The organism is Paraburkholderia sp. HP33-1 (genome assembly GCF_021390595.1).
In the GTDB taxonomy this organism is placed as follows: Bacteria; Pseudomonadota; Gammaproteobacteria; order Burkholderiales; family Burkholderiaceae; genus Paraburkholderia.
In genome coordinates, this window is sequence record NZ_JAJEJR010000002.1 from 1,869,069 (window position 1) to 1,889,929 (window position 20,861).

Sequence of the window (20,861 nt, forward strand, 5' to 3'; positions counted from 1 at the left end):
CGCTCAAACGCCCACCGAGGGATAGCAGAACGAATCGGTCGAGCAGTCGCCGCCTTCGAGGCGGATCTGGTGCGCGCGATAGCCGGCGGGAAACTCGACGAAGTAATCTTCGGCGAGCTTGAGACCGCCGTTCGGATCGGCGTACGCCATCACTTGCGCGGCGGGCACACCATCCGGGTAGAACTGGTCGTCCCACGTCGAATAGAGCGAGTTGGTCCAGTAGACACGCTTGCCGTCGCGGCTGATCTCGACCATCTGCGGACCGCCCGCGAAAGTCTTGCCGTTCGGATGCGGCGCGCAGCGTTCGATACCACCGATACGCACCGAGCCTGTCAACTTCGGCTTGCGCGGTTCGGTCACGTCGTACTGGCGCATCTCGCCAGTGCCCCAGCAGGACACATAGAGGAATTTATCGTCGATCGAAAGATCGATGTCGGTGACGAGGGGCGGCACCGCGCCGAAAGCTTGCAGCAGCGGCGGCAATTCGTCGGCGGGCGCGGGCTCCGGCGCAATGGTCGCGGTCTTTTCGATGTGAAAGCGCCCGTCTTCGCGCCACCATGTCCAGATCGACCCTTCCAGATTGGTCGTATCGACCACGACGCCGATAAAACCGTACTCACGGCTCGGATCGTGCGCGGGCCGCACTTCGAGCGCCATCTGATGATTCGCGCCAAGGTCGAGCGTCTGCACGTTGCGTCTTGCGCGCAGATCCCAGAAGTGCACGCGGTGGCCGTATTTGTTCGCGAGCAGGTCTTCGGGCACGATGCCGTTTTCGAATTGCGGCGGCAGCGCCCATTCGGTCGACACCATGTAATCGCGCGGCAGATTCCACCAGAAGTCGTAGTGCTTTTCCTGGGAGCCGCGCTCGATTTCCCAGCGTCCCAGCACTTCGAATGTTTGGCAATCGATGATAAATATTCCCGGCGGCCCATCGGTGCCGTCCTTGCCCGCCCCGCCGAGCGTGCTCACGTAGATGCCTTCCGGTCCGCAATGCACGGTGTGCGGACGCGAATAGCCGGTCTTGCGGAAAATCTCCTCCGGCTCGATGATCTTGTGAATCTTCGCCTGAGTCGGATGCGGCTTCGTATCGACGATGTAGATGCGCGAGGACCGCATGCCCGGAATGATCAGATAGCGCCGCTCCAGAAACGCATGGCCCGTCAACGGCGATAGCGCGGACGAACACGCGTTCCAGCCGAAGTGATGGAATTCGTCGCCCTTGTTCGGCACCGGCACCGTGTGGACCACCTGGCTATAGGTCGGCGAGCCGGGCTTCACGTCGATCACGGCGAGCGCGTCGGGCTGCGAGAAATCCGGACTTAGCAGCACCGTGTACGCGTATTCTTCGGCCGGCGCATCCATCGCGAGTTTCGGCGATGCATGAAAGGTAGGATCGGGGCGCATTCCCATGACGGCACTCTCCCTGTCGTTCTGGACGGTTCCAAGCGGAAGCTCAGGCCCGTCAAGAACCGAGCCAGCGCTTAACCTTAATTTTGTAGTCCACGGCAGCGATGTAAGCAACCGGAAATTTTCACCCGAACGCAAGCGCGATCCGATGACCGGGCGAGCCACGGCGCAAGCTATCCTGCCAACGCCGGGAATCGTGCATCCGGCCTCATCGCGCGCGAACTGTCGAGTACGTTGCAGCGGCCGAGGAATCTGCGCGATGCGTCGTTGAATGCGCTGCGCGATGTGCTGCTGGAGATGTAGCGGGCTACTACTTCACGAACGCAACGCTCGACGGGTCGGTCACGTCGGCCGATTGCCCGGTATCGGCCAGCCTGCCCGATGACGCATCGATGCTGAAGACGTTGACCTTGCCGCTGCGCTGATTCGCGACGAGCAGCCATCGGCCGGACGCATCGATGCCGAAACCCCACGGCTTATCGCCCCCCGATGCGATGCGCTGCACGAGCGAGAGCTCGCCCGTCTGCGCATCCACGCGGTAGACGGCCAGCGCGTTTTCCCCGCGATTCTCCACATAGACGAAACGCCCATCGCGGCCGAGCGCGATTTCGGCGCCGCTTTTCACGCCGTCGAATCCGACAGTGCTGATCTGCAATGATTGCACGAGCGTCAGCGTGCCTTGCGCGGCATCCCAGCGAAACACCAGTACTTGCGCGCTCAACTCGGTCAACAGATAAACGAACTGCCCGTTCGCGGAGAACTCGAGGTGGCGCGGACCGCTGCCCGGCGGCGCGACGAAGCTGGCTGAGCGCGTGGCGTCGTCCTGCGACAGCGAATGCGTCGCGCGATCGAAGTGATAGACGAACACCCGGTCCGCACCGAGATCGGCAACGAGCGCATAGCGCCCGGATGGATCGATTGCGATACCGTGCGCATGCGCGCTCGCCTGACGGCGGTTCGGGCCGAAGCCGCTCTCCGCGAGCGTGGACACGAGCGGTCCGACGCTGCCGTCCGCATTGACCGCAACACTCGACACCGAGCCGCTGTTGTAATTCGCGCCGAGCAAGGTCATCGACGGTGCGTCGAAGCGCAGGAACGTGGTACCGCGTCCGCCCGTCGGCACCACGCCGAGCGTGCTCGGCGAGCCGTTGTCGTGATCGACCGCGTATGCGGTGATGCTGCCTTCTTTGGTGCTGTCGTCGTCGACCGCGTAGAGTACCGGCGCTTGCGGCGACGCAGCGACCCACGTCGATTTCGGCCCTTCTGCGACGGGCCCGAGCGCGGTCAGTGCGCCGCTAGCGGTATCGAACCGCAGCGCGCTGATCTGCTTGTGCAGCGTGCCGACATAAACGAGTTCGGTGTGTACGGCCGCGGGCAACTCAGCAGCGCGCAGCGGAGCGCCGACCATGCCCGCCGACGACGTCAGCACGACGCATGCCGCCGTCAGCGCGCGGCGGGCGGCGCGATTCTGCTGGAACAACCGGGTCATATTCGATGAACGTAGAGACGCAGGCAATGTGAGCAATCCGGCCAAGCGTAGTCGAATCGCCGCTGGCCGTCCCTGCACAAAACACCGATTCGCCTGGACTTATTGAAGCGTGCCCTCGCGCGGCACGCGTTACCGATTCGGCTGCTGGCGCGCCGCGACGCGGAACTGGCTCGGCGCCTGGCCCACTTCCCTGCGGAAGAAGCGCGTGAAGTAAGCGGCATCGGCGAAACCGAGCCCGAACGCGATCTGCTCGACCGACATGTCGCCGAAAATCAGATTGCGCTTGGCTTCGGTGATGATGCGCGCGTGAATCATCTTGGTCGGACTCTGCTCGGCCGCGGACGCACACGCCGCGCGCAACTGCACGAGCGACACGGCCATCTTCGACGCGTAATCCTGCAGAGTCAGATTCTCGCGGTAATGCTCCTCGATCAGCTTGCGGAAGCGGTCCACCTGACGCATGTCGTTGCGCGTCGTGCTATCGCTCGTGGTCTGCTCGAGCGGCGTGGCGCGCGCGAGCTTCAGCAGCAGCGTGGTCAGCAGCGCTTCGGTGCCGACCACGTGACCGACCTCGTCGGATTCCGCTTCCTGTTTCAGGCTGTTGATGAGGCTGTAGAACTCCATGCCCGCATCGGGGCCAGCAGCGAGCGGAATCACTCGCGGCGCCTCCCACAGCGTGATGAATCCGCGCAGCTTCGCGTTGACCTGCGTCAGATACGCGACCTCGATCGTGACGATCCAGCGGTCCACGTCGACTTCGTAGTCGAGACCATGCACGCATTCGGTCGGCAGCAGCAACGCGCAAGGGGCTTCGAACGGTACGCTCTCGCCCTCCAGATTCATCACGCCGCGCCCGCTGCGCACGAAAATCACCTGACCGTAAGCGGGATGCGCGTGCGGCTCGGTGCGCCAGCGACCGCGGTCGGTCACATGTCCGACGTGCACGAACCAGTTCCTCACTTCAGCGCGTTCGACGTACAGGCGGACCTTCGGCACGGTAGTCAGTTTCGCCTTCGCGATCGTTCTGGGCTGGTGTTTCGCCACGGCGCTGTGTGTCATACGGTCTCCTTGACGGCCGATTCGTTTGCGCTCGCGGCTTTCATGGCATTCGCGGCCCGCTGCGGAAAATCAGTGGCTGCCGTGGCCTGAGAATTACCCTGATTACACAGGAAGCGCTCCGGCATTGGGGCACCATCCTAGCACCGTCGAACGGCCTGCGAAAACTGGCGAATTTTTTCTAATCATTTCCGCCAGCGCATCAGTTTCTGCCATGGCCTCAGAACTAGTGTACGAGGCCGCCCCTGATGTAAAGCCGAAGCGTGTCGCGAAGAGTCCGCCGGGTACTGCTCGGACCGCTGAATGGTTGCCGCTTGAACTTTGATAGGCGAGGCCATTGTCGAGCACGACATAGAGTGTGAGGGGATTGCGCGAAGTCGGGAGAATCCGCCGTCGACCCATCGACTCAAATCAACTGCGACCTGAGACTTACCCGAATGCAGTTCTCTCAGATTAAAAAGTGCCAGCGAATCTCATTTTTGTGTAAAGGCATTCGCGCGCGCATCGCATACATTCCATCCCACCGCGGCAGGTATCACTTCGTTGACTACCGGAATCAACCGTCGACGGTACGAAAAAATCGAGAGTCGAGAATCGACCGAATCTTGCGTATCAACAAATATGGAAGAGACATGAAAAAGACCACAGCTATCGGTGTGCCGCTGTTAGGTATCGCCTTCTTCGGCTGCTTCACTGGCATGGCGTACGCAGCGGATACATCGCCGACGGCACAGGGAGACACTCAAGCAGTACAGCTTGCTCAGACGAACAGCAACGCCGCTACCGCCCCACAGAACTCGCCGGCTGCACCGGTAACGCTGTCCCAGGTCAGCACCTTGACCGCACCGCTCTCACCGCCGCCAGAGTTCGCCGCACCGACCTCGTGGAATGACACGTATATCGGCTATCGCGTCGGTTCCAATTTCCACTATCCGGGCGTGACAACCGCATCCGGGGCACCCGCCAAAATCACGCAGAACATCGGTTTTCTGACGACCACGGGCGGCTTTAAATACGGTAGTTATGCGTTCAACGTCGACTACCTGGTCTCCAGCATGGCGAATCCGGAGGCGGGTCCGACTAACCAATACGGTTATCCGACGCCGGGCTCCGGTGGCGCGCAGGAGGTCTACAGCGTTGGCCGGGTCTCGCTCAGTGCCAGCAAGGTGTTCGGCAGGTCGTTTTCCTATGGATTCATCCGCGACTTCGGCCTGACCATCGGCTATGAATTCGGCGCGAAGAACGATTCCTTCGGCGAACGGGCCCGCATGTTCGTTGCCGGGCCCACCATCGAGTTTTCCATACCGCACGGCTTCTGGAACATGACACTCGGCGTTCGCACCGAGAGTAACCACAATGGCATCGCGAACGTGGACGTGAATTTCAACCCGGCCGTGCACTTCGAAAGTTCCTGGCTCTATCCGTTCCGTATCGGCCCGGTTCCGCTGGTCTTCAAAGGCTTCGCAAGCGTCACCGGACCTAAAGGCAAAGACGGTTTCGGCGTCCAGACCACCACCGAGTTCCTGACCCGCGTCAATCTGCTGGTGGACGTCGGATCGTTCGCCGGTCATCCGCGCACCGTCTATACGGGTCTCGGCTACGAATACTGGCACAACATGTATGGGACGCCAGCCTCCGCGCAACCCGGGACGACCCAAACTTCCGTCCCAATGTTCGTGGCTGAAATCCACTTCTGACCAGCAGTTCCGGTTGACTTGAATCAAGCATCGGCGGCCCAGCATAGCGGGCCGCCGATGTTCGTTTCAGGGGTACGTTTTTTCAATCGAGAAGAGAAAGAGCAATGGAAGACATACAAGCGCAACCGTCCGCCGCCGAAAATCCGTGGGCCATTCTCGTGCTGCTCGCACTGGGCCTTCTGATTTCCTTTGTCGATCGAACGAGTCTGTCCGCCGCGCTCGCGGACAAGCATTTCGTCCACGAGTTTGCTCTGACGAGCGTCCAACGCGGCTGGCTCAATTCGGCGGTGTTCTGGTCTTACGGTCTCATGCAGATGCCGATGGGCTGGATCGTCGACCGCTACGGAGTCAAATGGCCGTACGCGATCTGCTTCGTGCTGTGGTGCATCGCCGCGGCCGCGACCGGCCTGGTGACGACGCTGGCCGCGCTGATCGTCATGCGGCTTCTGATCGGCGTTGCCGAGTCCGTCGTCGTACCGGCCACCTATCGCTATCTCGCCGACAACTTCGCGGAAACGCAGAAAGGCACCGCGCTCGGCATCTTTTCGATCGGCGGCAAGATGGGCCCGGCACTCGGCGCGCCGATCGCTGCGTGGATCATCGTCAATCATTCTTGGCAGGGAATGTTCATCGCGACTGGCCTGATCGGTTTGATCTGGCTGCTGCCTTGGCTATCGATGGTGAGAAACGACTTTCCGTCGCGCGCAGAGCTCGCGATGGCGAAACAACGCGCTGCGTCGGTGCCGCTGAAGAATCTTCTGGTGAGCCCGGTCGTATGGGGCGGACTCGTCAATAACTTCTGCTACAGCTATTTCGCGTTCTATTGCATGACGTGGATGCCCGCGTATCTGGTCGAGCAGCGCGGCTTGTCGCTCGAGAAATCCGGGCTCTATACGTTCTTCAGCTTTGCCGGCATCGCGATCGTCGCGGCGCTGGCCGGATGGGGCGCGGATCGTCTGATCGCGCGCGGGCACGATGCGGTGATCGTACGCAAATGCTTTATCGTCGCCGGGTTTATCGGTGGGACGACGGTTCTGCTCGGTGCATATGCCCCGTCTTTGCAGATGGCCTTGTTCTGGAACGTGCTCTCGCTGTCGCTGCTCGGGCTCGTCACCGCCAATACGCTCGCGCTGTGCAAGCTGACGTTGATTCCGAAGCAGGCGGTCGGATTGAATACCGGCTTGCAGCAGGTGGCCGCGAGTCTCGCGGGTGGCGTGTCGGCCAGTCTTTCGGGATGGCTGCTGCATATTGGCGGCAGCTATAAGTGGCCGATGATGGCGATCTTCGTGTTTCTGTTGACCGGAGCGACGAGTACGCTGGTTCTTCTGCAACGCAAATGGGTACCGAAGGTCAACGGGACGATTGATTTGCCCAGGCAAATAGCGTCCCGAAGCAGCGCTGGAATGCGCAGTGGCGCAGGCGAATGAACGCAGTCTCTATCTCGAGCAGCCCCATGAATGTCCGGTTAGATTCAAAGCTGCCTCCAACAAGAAATGCAGCGTTCAAATTCGCGAGGAATCTGAACGCTGCCTGGTTTTGAAAGACCTTTTGTTACCGCCCTGTGGCTCCTACATGACCACCAGTACTATCGATCAATAGGTGATGCTGTTGTAGCCGACGGTGCCGAGTCCACTCGAGTAAGCGCCGTTGAGATTCAGCTTGCCGCGGGCATCCTCGGTCTGTTTGGTCTGGCTTAGGAGCCAGTCATAGCTATCGGTAATGCCGTTGGCGTAGACCCAGGTCATCTTATGGCTGCCATTAGCCAGCGCATCCCAGTAGATACCCAACTTGCTGGACGTCGCCAACAGAGACTGCAGCAAGGCGTTCTCCTGCGTTTCGGACGTGGTCGTGGGGTCCCAGGTCGCATACGGGATGGTTACGCCGCCAAGCGTGGTAAAGAGAGTCTGGGCCTGATTCCAATATCCGGTGGCTGTGGCATCGCCAGTCATGTTGGTGGCCAGGATATTGTCATCGGAAATCGAGTAGTACCAGTTCTGCCAATTCGGGTTGGTAATAATCGTTCCGTCGGTGGGATACGTATAGTATGTCTTGCCGTTATAGCTGGCGCTCTTGTTGTAGTTGTTGCCCCACTGCGAGGCGATCGCCCAGATACCCGCGAAGTAGTTATCGCGCTGGGCTGCCATATCCAGTAGCTGCATCCCGCCCATGGACTGACCGGACGCGTATATGCGATCCTTATCGATATTATATTTGGACGTAATGTAGTCCATCAGCTGCCAGGTCGCGGGCAGGTATTCGTTGCCCGTCAGGTTATCGGCCACACTCTGACCTGAGTTAGGTATCTGCGGAATGACGACGATCAGTCCGGCGTAACCCTGAGCCTTAGCCAGCGCCTGCACCCTGTCTGAAGCATAGTTTGCCGCCTCCTGTGCCTCTGTCAGGCTGATCAGCGGGTCGTCGCCCAAGCCGCCGGCATCTTCGATGTGCAGTACGACCATGTACTTCTTGCTCGCATCGTAGTCGGAGGGGACGAAGAGGCTGTACTTCAGGCTGACGTCATGGTACTGGCCATCATACTCGCTGAAGCAGTTGGTAGCCTGAAACGGGGTACCCGCAACCATGGAAAGTATGGTCGCATTTGGGTATGTTATTGCAACGCCGTTAGCAGTGGTCCCCGAATAGGACGGCGTCACGGCGTCTGTATAGAGCTTATAGCCCGAGATGCCGTTGATAGCATAGGAAGTATCATCCAGAACTGTGTCCAGGTAGACGGAGTTGTCACTGCCGTCTGGGGCGAAGTTATAGAAATAGTCCGACACGTAATTGCTTTTCACCGTGGCGCTGGCGCTGATGGTGGAACTGTCGCTCAAGCTCACGGCGGCTTTCTGCACTACGCCACCTGCCACACCTGCTCTCCAGTAAGGGACGGCGTTAGCCAGCAGATAATTGGTGTTCAGTTCGATGATGACATAGTTGCCGCTGGCGGCGCCCGTGTGATTCGTCGAGTCAATCGTCGGCGTCGAGTTCACATAGACATATGTGGGGGCGCCAGGAGTGCCAGTTTCTTGCGCGAAGTCCGGATACTGCCCAGTCAAACCATTCCGCGTGGCCGCTGTGGAATCGTCGTAAATCTGCGCAAGGTTTGCATAAGTGTAGGCGTCGTAGGTATTCAGGTTCACCGAGCCCGCTTTCAGCGTGTCCTTGTATTTGACGACGATTGCCTGGACCTTAGGTCCGTCCAGGTCTACGGAAGCGATCGTTGAGACGCTCAAGATGTCGTCGTCAGCGCTGGTCGTGGTTTTCGCGCTTGCAGCTGTCGATGCGACGGACCCTCCACTGCAGCCGGAGAAGCCCAATCCGAAAGTCATGCATGTGGCTATGCACGCTGCGAGCTTCGTCAAACGCAACGCACCGCTCTTCGGGCTTTGTTCGAGATTCCGTTTCATATAGTCTCCTTGATATGTTTCATACCACCTTCTCCAAAAATAGAGGCTCCTGCATCCGGTGTTCGAGCAATTATTTTTCTTGGTTCCCGAGGCTCGATCCGCTTTACAGCCGGACGCCTACCGGCTACGACTTTTCCTTGAGGTCAGAATTGAACAGGTGTTGGTGTCAATATCCGATCTTTTTCCCGAGTACAGGTATGCACCGCGCAGCGCCAACGCGACTGCGACGACTCAGGGTCGAGGAAGATTTTCTTTTCTTCGAGGAATTGCTTGAGTTCATCTATAACCCCTTCATTTCACCAGCGTGATGCCGGTGCGGGTTTTTATGTGTGCGCATACGTCTCGATGTGGCCGCGTAACCCTCGACGAGATTTCGCCGGGGTGTTTTCGTCTTTGTGCGCATACTATCTCTGGATGAACTTCCACCGCGTTGGATAAAATTGCGCTTCACCAGTACTTTTTATTGAATTGATGGTTATCCCGAACCTAAGAATCGGACGGAATGGTGAAGGGTGACGATTACAGCGCTGAACTAGGCGCGAGCTCACGCTCGTCGCCAAGGTCGGCTGTGGCGGTGAATCGTCACGGTTCCAGAGAGGTTATGCGAGTAGGTTGCGTGAAAGCGACCGCGCCCGGGCGTACGCCGGCCCATCACGCACCCCCGGGCCTGGAGAACAGGCGCTGGCAGGCTCGGTTCCCTCCGGTACCTTCTTAGAGAAATTCGATTCGCGCCGTCAAACCCGACGGCTTGCGGTTGAACAACCTGAAAGTTCCACCATGCGCGCGGACAATGTCGTTCACAATGGACAGGCCAAGGCCGACGCTTCCCGGCCGGCCGGCTCGCGCGGAATCGAGACGGAAGAATGGCTCCATCACGTCCGTCAGCTTCTCATCAGGAACGCCCGGTCCGTCGTCGCTTACGTCGATCATGATGTGCGCGCCTCGAACCGACGCGATCACGGCCACGAACCCTCCGAAACAGATCGCATTTTCGATCAGATTGGTCATCACCCGCTGAATTGCGGCTGGCCGACACAGAAAGGGAATTTGATCAGGACCGTCGTAGTGAATCCTTGCTCCTGAATCTTCATACTCGTCGCACAACGTGGAGAGTAATGCGCCCAAATCTAGCCATTCTTTTTCTTCAGTTACGGAATCGCCACTGAGGAAAGCAAGCGCCGAGTTGACCATTGTCTGCATCAGGCTAATGTCTCTCATTAGCTTATCCCGTGCGATCCGCCCGGTTTCGAGTTGCAGTCGCATCCGCGTAAGCGGCGTTCGAAGATCATGACTAATAGCAGCCAGCATTCGGGTGCGGCTCTGAATCGAATTGGCAATGCGTTCCTGCATCAGGTTGAAAGCGTGGGCGGCGCGTCGGATCTCAAGGGGCCCCTCCTCCTCGATCGGGGCAATCGAGATATTCTGGCCGAAGGCTTCTGCTTGAGCCGAAAGGCGCCGCAATGGCCTGATCACGCGCGAGACCGCCCATACAGACAGTATGGTGACGCAGACGCACAAGAACAGTAACGCGCCGAAAATCGGAAACGAGAAGCGCGGGGGTCCCCGACCAATCCGGTCAGTGCGTATCTCGAGCGTGTCGTGACCGAACGGCACCAACACCTGAATGTCGGGGTGCTGATCTTCAAAGGCACACGAGCGCGCCGTTATACCGGAGATTGTCGGCAACTGAGCGCGCAAAGCCGACTCCAGGTTGCGCGTATCAAGTGTCGAATCAAGGCAACGCGTAGGCATGGAATTCAGTTGGGCCTTCAAAGCCTGTCCCTGTGCCGCCGCCTTGATTACCCCGTCGCGCTCGGCTTCAGGTAGCCCTTTCAGTATCTCGACCAGAGCGGCAATACGATAGGTGGTCTGCCAGGGCCACGGAGGATTCGGTGGAGCGCCGGGATAGAACACCATCGCCATGAAAAGCAGGAAAGTCGCGGCGGACGAGCAGGCAACGATCGCCACGATTTGTCCAAGGGTGGTTCCGAGGTAGCGTCGCATCAAACAACCGTCACATCGAGCTGAAAGGCATATCCGTCCGTACGTACCGTGCAGATGGGGTTGTCCAACTGCTTGCCGCCCGCCAACTTGCGACGCAACCGGCTGATGAGGAGGTCCACGGATCGCTCCGCGATCGGGAAGTTCTTGCCGCGCGTCAGACTGATCAGCGCCTCCCGGGAGAGTACCTTCCTGGGGTTCTGGCACAAGACGAGTAAAAGATCGGTTTCGGCGCCGGTCAGAGGCACCCGCAACCCTGTCGATGACTTCAAAATCCGCCGATACGGATAGAACGTGAAATCGGAAAACTGCATCACCAGCTCGGTAGACGATGGTTTCCCGGTCAACTGTGCTTGTGGTCGACGCAGTACTGCACGAATCCTCGCTAGTAGCTCACGCAGATCGAAGGGCTTGGTCACATAGTCGTCGGCACCGAGTTCAAGACCTATTACCTTATCGGTAGGCTCGGATAGCGCGGTAAGCATGATGACGCGCGGACCGCCGTTCGCACGGATACGCCGGCACAGTTCAAACCCGTCTTCTCCCGATAGCATGACGTCCAGCAGCGCCAGATCAATCCCGCCCAGATTCAGGATCGCGTCAGCCGCGCGGGAGTCGGCCGCAATGTGTACGACGTAACCTTTGTCTTTCAAGAAACCCGCCAGCGGTTCGCTGATGTCGCGGTCGTCCTCGACGAGCAGGATGTGGATTTGAGTCAATTCGTCCCTCGTACGCAGATGCAGGCTACTGCTTCAGCCTTCTATGCAACGCCGGGAACCACGGCTTCGGTAGGTCTCGCTCGAGGCCGCACCTTGTGCCGGTCGGGATGCTTTCAAGTTGAGCGCAAATGCCGTACCTCAATTTTCCAATAAAACGCGTTCCGCAGGATAGCTGGCATTGTGTCAATCTGGACACAATATGTAAATTCGCACAAAAATCAATGGGTTAGTTGCGTCCAAAACAGAGCGGATTTATTGTTTCCTCCTCGTTCAACTCCTGGAGTAGCAGATGAAGCCGGAGCGCACCGCGGCGATCGGACTCGGGCAGGTCTCACAAGAAAAGCAGACGACGGTTCCGAAGGTCCGGCTTTACGTTGAGCGTGCCCGGACGAAAAATTGGTTTGTGCATGTGGGGCATGTGACTGACCGTGGCCGCTGGCGCACCGAGCCTCACGCGCATCCGGCCTATGGTCAGGTGATCTTTATGTGCACGGGATCCGGGACCATGAATCTCGAGGGAAGGAAAGTTCCGTTCGATGGTCCCTGCGCACTACTCTTGCCACCGAAGTGCGTCCACGGTCTTGACTATCAGGACGACGTAGAAAGATGGGTCGTGACCATTGACATCGCGTACCTGACGCAGATCAATTCAAAACTCCACCAATTCATCACGCTGTGGGCGTCGCCAAGGGTAATACGGTTTTCGGATCCTACACAGGCCACAGATGAGCTTGGTCGCCTGATCGAAGGACTCAGGCGGGAAACCGAGTCCGACGCAGTGGGTCACGCCACTGGCACCGAAGCCTGGCTCACCGTTCTGATGTTATTGCTCACCCGTGAGGCTAGTCGGGATGAAGATCACACTGACAATGTGGTGAGAAACGATATTCGCCGGGTGGAACGGTTCAGAGGATTAATCGAAGAACACTTTCGAAAGAACCTGCCGCTGGTGGATTACGCGTCGAAGATGGGAATGTCGCCAGGGCAGCTTCGTGCAATGTGCTATTCGGCGTTCGAATTGAGTCCTACCAAATTGATTCGGGAACGTATCATCGTCGAAGCGAGGCGCGATCTCATTTTCGGAGATATGACGGTCGAGCAGATAGCTTTCGGGCTTGGCTTCACGGATGCTGCTTATTTCACCCGCTTTTTCCGTAAAGAAACGGGGCAAACGCCGAGTCAGTTTCGCCTTACTGCTCGGCGGCAATCAGCCTTGAGTGCCCCGGCAGCAATGAGTGCGTAGGCGATGTAGTGAAGAAATAGCAAACCTCCTACGTGACGGCCGCCCATGAAAAAAGGCACCGCGCCTAAGCGCAGTGCCTTGTCATTCCGGCCTTCCGAGCAGACTTACTGCTTCGGAATATAGAGCGGCATCGAATCCTCCCAGACCGTATCGGTAATCGCATGCCGATCGCTGCCGTCCGCGTTCATCACCCAGTTCTGGCCATCGGGCTGGAACGTCTCGTCGTACAGCGAAAGCTCATCGCGGAAACCATACTCGCCCGAGCTGTACGCAATGCGACCGTCCCAGGTCCAGGTCGCGTGGGCCTGGTTCGAACCCTGCGGGGTTACGCGCTGCACATCCGTGCCGTCCGGATTGATCGTGTACACGTCGAAGTGGAACTTGTTGGGGTCGTCCGGGTTGATCTCCTTTCGTGTGAAGACGATCTTCCTGCCGTCCGGCGACCAGCCTGGCAAATTGTCCGGCTCGGTGGTCAGGGCCGTGGTCTTGTGCGTCTCCAGGTCGAGAACTCGCAGGCCCTTGTCCGTATCGCTCCACACGCGGTAGACGATCTTCGTACCGTCCGGCGAATAGCTCGGGAAGCCCGCGTTCTCCTTGCCGTCGGTCAGAACCTCCGGCTTGCCATTCATGCTGCCGTCAGCCTTGATGCGCATAATCTGGCCCGGCATGTGGCCTCGCGTGAAGAACCAGCCGCCCACGCCGAAGGCGACCCACTGCTTGTCGGGCGACCAGGTCGGCTGGAACGCGCCAGCCAGCCCCATCTTGACCATCTTCGGATCGACGCCGCTGGTAGCCGGATCGTAGATATGACGCGCATCGGTGAAGTCGGTATTCGACACCACGATCGACGAGCCGACCGCCTTCTCCGTGTACACGAGGGACTTGCCGTCGCGCGAGAGCTGCGGGAATACATCGACGAAGCGGTAGTTCCATTGCGGATCGAAATTGTAGAGTGCCGTGCCGTTCGGGTGGAACGGCTTGCCATATACCACCTTCTCGTAGACGACCTTCTGGCCGTCGGCCGAGTAATGCGGCGAGCGGATGCCGCTTCCCGCCGTGGCACGCGACTGTCCGTCCGTCGTATAGAAGCCTTCCTGAGCGCCGTTCTTGATGTGATAGACGACGTTGGTCGCGCCCACGAATTGCGGGAACACCTTGAACCCCGGCGTGTTCGTCAGATCCGTGCGCTCGCCCGTGGCCACGTCGACCTGCACGATCTGCGTGCTGACCTTGCCGATCGCCTCGGGACGGTGTGCGCCCCAGGTCGATTCGACCGGGGTTTCATAGAACACCACACGCTTGCCGTCCGCGGACCACGACGGCGAGCCCTCGGCATAGCCGGCGCGCGCAGTGATCTGCTTGAACCCAGTACCGTCCGGATGAATCTCGTAGATGCTGCTTTCCTGGGTGCGCTCCCAGCCGACCGGGAGATTGTGGCCTCGCCAGTCGGTACCGATATCGGACGACAGCGCGATCCACTTGCCATCCGGCGACCAGGAAGGCCGGAAGAAACTGTGCGGCTTGTTCGGGTCGAATTTGATATCGCCGGTCACGTCATGCAGCGCGCCCGTCTTGATGTTCAGCGTCCAGATATTCGTGGTACCCCAGGTATCCTTGCCACGACGCGACGACACGAACGCGATCAGATTCGGATCGGCCGGGTTGAAGACCGCGGCATCGCTGATCCCGATCGAGTCAGTCAGACGCTGCAGCCCCGTGCCGTCGACTCGCACGCGGTAGAGGCTGGCATGACCGAGGCCATCGCGCTCCGAAGTAAACACGATCCATTTGCCGTCCGGCGAAAAGGAGCCGTGATAGTCGAAACCATCGGACTGAATCAGCCGGTGTTCGTCGCTGCCGTCGGCATTGGCGACATAGAGTTCCGAAGTCGATGGGCCGATGCGGTATATCAGCAGGTCGCCTTTGGTCGCGGTCGCGGCGCCCGCCCCCGGCACGAAAGCAGCGATGGCGGCAATGGTGAGGCCGGCCAGGATTGTCTTTTTTATCTGAAGCGAAGGACGCACAATACTTGTCTCCATTTTTTAGTCAGTATCACAGCAAGCTTGAAACCGCCGGACCGGTATGCCGGCCGGCGAACCCCATCATCAACCCAGACTGCCCGTCACATCGTCGAACAATTCGTCGACCGACAGACGATGCGGCAGGATCTTCTGGTCGAGCGCCCAGTCGATCGCCAGTTGCAGGCCCTTGCGGTTCTGTTCGAGACCGAGCGGCGGAAACACGGCGGGCGTACCGCCTTCCGTTTGCGCGCGACTTTCGACGATCATCCGGTACAACTCGCGCACGACCTCCGGGTGCTTCTTCGACAGATCCTGGTGCACGACGAACATGTGATTGACCGGCACCACGCCTTCGCGCGCGAACCACGCTTTGGCCGCGTTCTGCGCATCGGGCACGAGCGTGCGCACGCGCGGATCCTTCGGCATGTCTTCGCCGAGCAGCGCCGCGGCGAGCTCGCCGTTCATCATCAGGTCCGGAATCGACGAACCGGCCGGCAGGCGCACGCAGTTGTTCGGATCGCGATACTCGGCGAGGTGGCCGTCACCGAGCGTCATCCACGTGACCTTGTCGAGATCGACGCCGTATTCGTGGCGCAGAATGCCGCGAATCCACAGCGCGGTGGTCTGCGTGTAGGTGCGCACGCCGACCTTCCTGCCTTCGATATCCTTCGGATCGAGATGCCCGAAGTCGATGTTGAAGCCCGCGCAATGATGCTGGAAACGGCCTGAGATCGGCGCCGGCAGCAGCACATAGGGCTTGCCGTAGGCCTTTGCCTGCAGGAACGTGACGATCGCGAGCTCGCCCGCATCGAACTGGTTCTCGCGCACCATCGCCTTGAAGCCGTTATGCGCGGGCGTCGGTCCGCAGAAGTCGAGCGTGACGAGATCCGAGCTCACGCGCCCGTCTCTCAACGCCTTCGTCACCGGATACACGGCCAGGTTGGTGCGCAGCGTCGGCACCGCGGTTTGCGTCGTCATGAATGTCGGTCCTTATGCTTGAATGAAATTACAGTCTCACCTCGATGAGACACGGGCCGGCCGCATGCACGGAATCGGCCATGGCCTGGTGGAAAGCTTCTGCCGTGTCGACGGCGGCGGCCGGCACGCCCATGCTCTTCGCCATCGCGAGCCAGTCGATGCGCGGACGGTCGATGTCGATCATCGCGAGCGCGCGCTCGCCCGGCGCGCCGGCGCCCATGTTCGCGTACTCGGCCTTCAGGATCGCGTAGCTGTTGTTGGCGAAGATGATCGTCGTGATGTTCAGGCCTTCGCGTGCCTGGGTCCACAACGACTGGATCGTGTACATCGCGCTGCCATCGCCGACCATGCAGAACACGCGTCGCTCCGGGCAAGCGAGCGCGGCCCCGGTTGCGACCGGCGTGCCGTAGCCGATCGAGCCGCCCATGTTGTTGATCAGGTCGTGACGCGCGGCGCCGACGGTCAGGCCCATCGTCTCGCGCCCGGTGGTCAGCGACTCGTCGACGAGGATGCAGTCTTCCGGCAACGCGGCGGCAAGCGCCTGCGCGATGCTCGCGGGGTTCAGCGCGCCAGTGGGCGCGCTGGCGTCCGCACGCTGTTGCAGCACCGCCTGCGTGCCGGTCGCGCCGAGAGCCTCGACCAGCATCTCGAGTGCCGTCGTGCCGTCTTCGCCGACTTCCGCGAGCGCATGCACGCTCGTGCCCGGCGACTTCAGCAAACTCGGTTTGTCCGGATAACTGAAGAACGCGATCGGCTCGGTTGTCTCGACCGTGATGATGTGGCGAAAGCCCTTCAGGTAATCGACCGCCGCGTTGACCGCGTACGGAATCCGTTCGAGCGTCACGCGTCCCGCGCCGCGTTCGATCCGCGCGCTAAAGAATTGCGTGGCGAGCCGGCAGCCAGTCGCCGCCTTCAGCTTGCCCGCGAGTTCGAGCGCGCGGCCGCGCGTCGAACGGCCGGCCAGCACGATAAGGGTCGGCTCGCCTGAGCGCAGCACCTGCGCGATGTGATCGACGCGCGCCGCGTCCGGCGCTGCCGGTCTCGCGACCGGCAACGCCGGCAGCGACACGCGTTCGCCCGCGTCCTGCCACGATGCGTCGCCGGGCAGAATCAGCGTGGCGATTTGCCCCGGATACTCGCTCGCCTTGCTCACCGCAGCGGCCACGTCCCACGCGACCGCGCGCGAGGACTCGACGCGACGCACCCAGTGACTGAGCGGACGAGCGAGGCCTTCGATATCGGACATCAACGGCGGATCGTATTTCAGATGCGCGGCCGAATGCTCGCCGACGATATTGACCATGCCCGACGACGCGCGTTTGGCATTGTGAATATTGGCCAGTCCATTTGCGAGACCCGGGCCGAGATGCAGCAGCGTCGACGCGGGCGTGTCCTTCATCCGGTAATAGCCGTCCGCGGCGCCCGTGCAGACGCCCTCGAAAAGACACAGCACGCTGCGCATGCGCGGATTTTCGAGCGCCTTCAGAAAGTGCATCTCCGACGTGCCCGGATTCGCGAAACAGATGTCGACACCGCGATCCGTCAGCGTGTCGACGAGGCTTTCGGCTCCGTTCATTCAATACCCCGCCATCTCGCGCGCCATGCCGACCACGCCATAGCTGCGCAGCGGCGCCGACATCAGGAAACGGTAGCCCTCTTCGAGCAGCCGCTTGTGATTCTTCGCGTTCACGTGCGGATTGCCGACCACCACGTTGTGCTTGTGGCAGGTATCGACGATCTGGCGCATCGCATCGACCACGATCGGGTGTTCGTAATCGCGCGGATGACCCAGTTCCTGGCTCAGGTCGCCCTCGCCGATCAGAATGAAACCGATGCCGGGCACGTTCGACAGAATGTCGTCGAGGTTCTCGATTGCCTCGGTGCTTTCGCACATCAGGCCGACGAGGATTTCGCCCTCTGGCGCGAGCGGCCAGACGTCTGCCTTTTTGTAGTAGTCGGCCATACTCAAGCCCCAGTAGCGCGCTGCGGTAGCGGGACCGTCGCCACGCACGCCTTTGGGCTCATAAAGCGGCGCGTTTTTCGGCCGCGCATAGCGGCACGAAGCGACCGCGTTATACGCCTGCTCGACCGTCGCAACGTGCGGCCACACCACGCCATAAACACCGCGATCGAGCACCTGCTTGGCGAACGCCTGGTTCATCTCCGCGCCGTTGGCCGGAATACGCGCGATCGGCGTCACGCGCGGCGCGACCGAACCGGATTCGACGATCGCCTTGCGGTTGAGCATGTACTGCAATGCGTCGCCGAGCGCGGACACGTCGTACGGGTTGTGCTCCATTTCGAACACGATGCCGTCATATGGCGCATCGCTCATGTCGATCGCGGTCTGCTTGTCGAGCTTCGAAAATGCGGTGAATGCGGGCTTGCCGGATTCGAACGCGCGAATGATGCCGTTGAGACGGTTTTCGCTCATGATGTCTTTTTCTCGTGAATTAGGGGGTGAAGCCGGATCAGTCGGCGGCTTTCCAGTACATGAAGCCCATGCCTTCGCCAGTGCCGGCAGGCGTGCGCCAGCACGGCACATAGTCGACCAGCGTCATTTCCGCGCCGGTTTCCTGCACCGCCTTCATCACGCTGACGTACAGCTTGATTTCGGACGTGCCTGACTGGTACGAGCGGTTGTCCACCGCCGCGAGGCCGTCGTAGTCGTACTCGGCCAGCATCTTCATGATGCGGTGATCGAACTCTTCGTCGTTGACAAAGTGCGACAGACCGCCCGACGCGAAAATGCCCACCCGTACATCGTCCGGCCATGCATTGAGCGCGTCGCGCAGCACGCGGCCGAATTCGATGCAACGCGACATCGACGGCTGCGTCGGGGGATAAAAGCAGTTCATGATGACCGGCACATGCGGCGGCGGGTTGTCGCCCATGATCTGGTGATACACGAAGCTGTACGCATGCGGCACCACCGGATACTCGGGCAGCGGTTTCATCCACACGTTGTCGGGCCACGCAAACAGATCGGTCAGATCGAAGTTCTCTTTCTGGAAGTACTCGATCAGATAAGTCGCGAGCTTCGGATGGCACTCGTGCGTCACGTGATGATCGGGTGCATAGACCGGGCGCTGCGGCGGACCGTTGTGCACCTGCGCGCCGCTATAGATCGCGATCGACGGCGAGAAGTCGGTGAAGATCTCCTTCTGGTCCTTGCCGAGAATGATCGCGACGTCGATCTTCGCTTCGCGATACGCGGCCGCCATCGCGTCGAGCGCGGTACGGCAGCGCGCTGCACGCGCAGTGCGTTCTTCGAGCGTCAGATAGTTCTCGAAGGCGGCTTCGCGATGCGCTTCGAGTTCCGGGTACGTCCATGTGCGATTGCGATACCACAGTTCCGGGTTGTTGCGATCGCGCTCCCCGTTCTTGAGCCAGTCTTCCGGCGCCTGGCCCAGCATGCCGCTGTGCGGCACCGCCATCCCGAATACGATCTTCGCCATGTATGTTTCTCAGTGAATTGATGTGTCCAGAGGCCGCCTGTGCCGGCCGTGCTGTGAGTGTTCAGGCCTGCCGCAGCGTGCTCGCCGCCTCGGTCAATCTGGGCGACCATTCGCGGCGGTACAGGACGATCGTGGCCATCGCGCCGACGACCAGGAATCCAAGGATCACCATCATCGGCAGGTCGTAGCTTCCGCTCACGTGCAGCAGCCAGCCCGACAGGCTCGCCGCCACGCCGCCCGCGAGACTGGTCGCGAGTTGCTGCACGCCGGTGACGAGGCCGATTGCCTGCTTCGGAATCAACGTCAGGCGCGACAGCACCAGGTTATTGGCCGTGACGAATCCCAACAGCGAGAGCGACAACACATTCCAGAACAGCGCCAGTTGCAGCGTCGGCGCGTACGCCCCGAGCAGTACGGTGCAGCCGCCGACGAATCCGGTCACGGTGAAAACCTTGCGGACCACGATCGGATCCTTGCCCCGGGCGATGATCAGATCCGCCGCGGACCCTGCGAGCGCCGCGACGATCGCGATTCCGGCGAAGCTGAAAAACGTGAAGAGTCCCGAGCGCCCAATCGACAGACCGCGCTGTTCGACCAGATAGGCCGGCATCCACGTCATGCAATAGAACGTGAAGTAGCCGTAGCAGAAGTTCGTGATCATGCCGCCCCACACGACCGGGCTCGCGAGGATGCTGCCAAGGCTCACGGCGCGCGCGCTGCGATTGGCGACCACGAGCTCCGCTTTCGAAGGCAGGTCGTTGCGCACCAGCAGCAGCCACGGCGCGAGCCAGATGAGACCAACGAGACCCGTCGCGATGAACATCATCTGCCACGAGTAGTTGACGATGAACCATGCGCCGACCGGTGCGCCGAGTGCGGGGCCGAACTTGTTGCCCATCGCGAGAATGCCGACCGCGAGGCCGCTGTGCTTCTCATCGAAGTTATTGCGAATCCAGCGATAGCTCGCGGGAATCACGATCGCCTCGGCCATGCCGATGATCAGGCGCATCACGACCAGACTCGCGAGCGCGGTCACCGCACCCATCAACGCGGTCGCGGCGCACCACAGCGCGAAGCTGATCGCGTACGGCCATTTGACGCCGTAGCGGTCCGCGACCCAGCCCATCGGCACCTGAAACAGGCCATACGACCAGAAGAACGCCGCGTTGATCCAGCCGCGATCGACATCGGTCAGCGCGAAGTGCCGAATGAAATCCGCGTCGGCCAGCGTCGACGAAATGCTGGTGCGATCGACAAACGAAATCAGCACACCGATCGCAAGAAGCGCAAGCACGGCCCAGCGGTTCGCGATTCCTCGACGTTCAGGTTTGCCTGTCTCCATCTGCTTGTTCTCTTCAGTTTGATTGAATGCCGCGGACACGCCG

Annotated in this window: 15 protein-coding genes; 3 read left to right on the forward strand and 12 right to left on the reverse strand. The window is 60.4% G+C overall.

The genetic code is table 11. From position 1 onward, the window contains the following. Positions 1 to 3: 3 nt before the first annotated feature. The 3 genes from L0U81_RS24495 to L0U81_RS24505 form a co-directional block, all read right to left on the reverse strand. Positions 4 to 1,410, reverse strand: a complete 1,407-nt coding sequence (locus L0U81_RS24495) for a selenium-binding family protein (protein WP_233806571.1) — start codon at positions 1,408 to 1,410, stop codon at positions 4 to 6. A 307-nt stretch (positions 1,411 to 1,717) separates the two neighbouring features. Further along, positions 1,718 to 2,896 (reverse strand): lactonase family protein, encoded by a 1,179-nt coding sequence (locus L0U81_RS24500; protein ID WP_233806573.1) that lies wholly within the window; start codon positions 2,894 to 2,896, stop codon positions 1,718 to 1,720. A 129-nt stretch (positions 2,897 to 3,025) separates the two neighbouring features. Then, positions 3,026 to 3,955, reverse strand: a complete 930-nt coding sequence (locus L0U81_RS24505) for a helix-turn-helix domain-containing protein (RefSeq protein ID WP_233806575.1) — start codon at positions 3,953 to 3,955, stop codon at positions 3,026 to 3,028. 629 nt (positions 3,956 to 4,584) lie between these two features. Between L0U81_RS24505 and L0U81_RS24510 the strand changes: the two genes are divergently transcribed. After that, entirely contained in the window at positions 4,585 to 5,649 is a 1,065-nt protein-coding gene (locus tag L0U81_RS24510) for a hypothetical protein (protein WP_233806577.1), read from the forward strand. Positions 5,650 to 5,753: 104 nt separating this feature from the next. Continuing rightward, entirely contained in the window at positions 5,754 to 7,076 is a 1,323-nt protein-coding gene (locus L0U81_RS24515; protein ID WP_233806579.1) for an MFS transporter, read from the forward strand. 165 nt (positions 7,077 to 7,241) lie between these two features. Here L0U81_RS24515 and L0U81_RS24520 read toward each other — a convergent pair whose 3' ends face one another. The 3 genes from L0U81_RS24520 to L0U81_RS24530 form a co-directional block, all read right to left on the reverse strand. Beyond that, entirely contained in the window at positions 7,242 to 9,056 is a 1,815-nt protein-coding gene (locus L0U81_RS24520; protein ID WP_233806580.1) for a prolyl oligopeptidase family serine peptidase, read from the reverse strand. 711 nt (positions 9,057 to 9,767) lie between these two features. After that, the gene (locus L0U81_RS24525) at positions 9,768 to 11,024 is read right to left on the reverse strand and encodes an ATP-binding protein (protein ID WP_233806582.1); all 1,257 of its coding nucleotides are present in this window, start codon (positions 11,022 to 11,024) and stop codon (positions 9,768 to 9,770) included. Between the two features lie 35 nt (positions 11,025 to 11,059). Continuing rightward, entirely contained in the window at positions 11,060 to 11,776 is a 717-nt protein-coding gene (locus tag L0U81_RS24530; protein ID WP_233806584.1) for a response regulator transcription factor, read from the reverse strand. Between the two features lie 289 nt (positions 11,777 to 12,065). Here L0U81_RS24530 and L0U81_RS24535 point away from each other — a divergent pair, with 289 nt between their 5' ends. Further along, positions 12,066 to 13,019 carry a helix-turn-helix domain-containing protein gene (locus L0U81_RS24535; protein WP_233806586.1) on the forward strand — a complete coding sequence of 318 codons (954 nt, stop codon included), beginning with the start codon at positions 12,066 to 12,068 and terminating at the stop codon, positions 13,017 to 13,019. 104 nt (positions 13,020 to 13,123) lie between these two features. Here L0U81_RS24535 and L0U81_RS24540 read toward each other — a convergent pair whose 3' ends face one another. The 6 genes from L0U81_RS24540 to L0U81_RS24565 all read right to left on the reverse strand — a co-directional run bounded on the left by L0U81_RS24540 (position 13,124) and on the right by L0U81_RS24565 (position 20,818). Next, positions 13,124 to 15,058 carry a hypothetical protein gene (locus L0U81_RS24540; RefSeq protein WP_233806588.1) on the reverse strand — a complete coding sequence of 645 codons (1,935 nt, stop codon included), beginning with the start codon at positions 15,056 to 15,058 and terminating at the stop codon, positions 13,124 to 13,126. A gap of 66 nt (positions 15,059 to 15,124) precedes the next feature. Further along, positions 15,125 to 16,018, reverse strand: coding sequence for a phosphate ABC transporter substrate-binding protein (locus tag L0U81_RS24545; RefSeq protein ID WP_233806590.1), 894 nt, complete (start codon positions 16,016 to 16,018; stop codon positions 15,125 to 15,127). Positions 16,019 to 16,046: 28 nt separating this feature from the next. Then, entirely contained in the window at positions 16,047 to 17,594 is a 1,548-nt protein-coding gene (locus tag L0U81_RS24550; protein ID WP_233806592.1) for an acetolactate synthase large subunit, read from the reverse strand. Then, positions 17,595 to 18,452: an HpcH/HpaI aldolase family protein gene (locus tag L0U81_RS24555; protein ID WP_233806594.1), complete on the reverse strand. Its 858-nt coding sequence runs from the start codon at positions 18,450 to 18,452 to the stop codon at positions 17,595 to 17,597. It abuts the gene before it with no gap. Positions 18,453 to 18,489: 37 nt separating this feature from the next. After that, positions 18,490 to 19,476 (reverse strand): protocatechuate 3,4-dioxygenase, encoded by a 987-nt coding sequence (locus tag L0U81_RS24560; RefSeq protein ID WP_233806596.1) that lies wholly within the window; start codon positions 19,474 to 19,476, stop codon positions 18,490 to 18,492. Between the two features lie 61 nt (positions 19,477 to 19,537). Then, a complete protein-coding gene (locus tag L0U81_RS24565) occupies positions 19,538 to 20,818 on the reverse strand; it encodes an MFS transporter (protein ID WP_233806598.1) in 1,281 nt (426 codons plus the stop codon). Positions 20,819 to 20,861 lie beyond the last annotated feature (43 nt).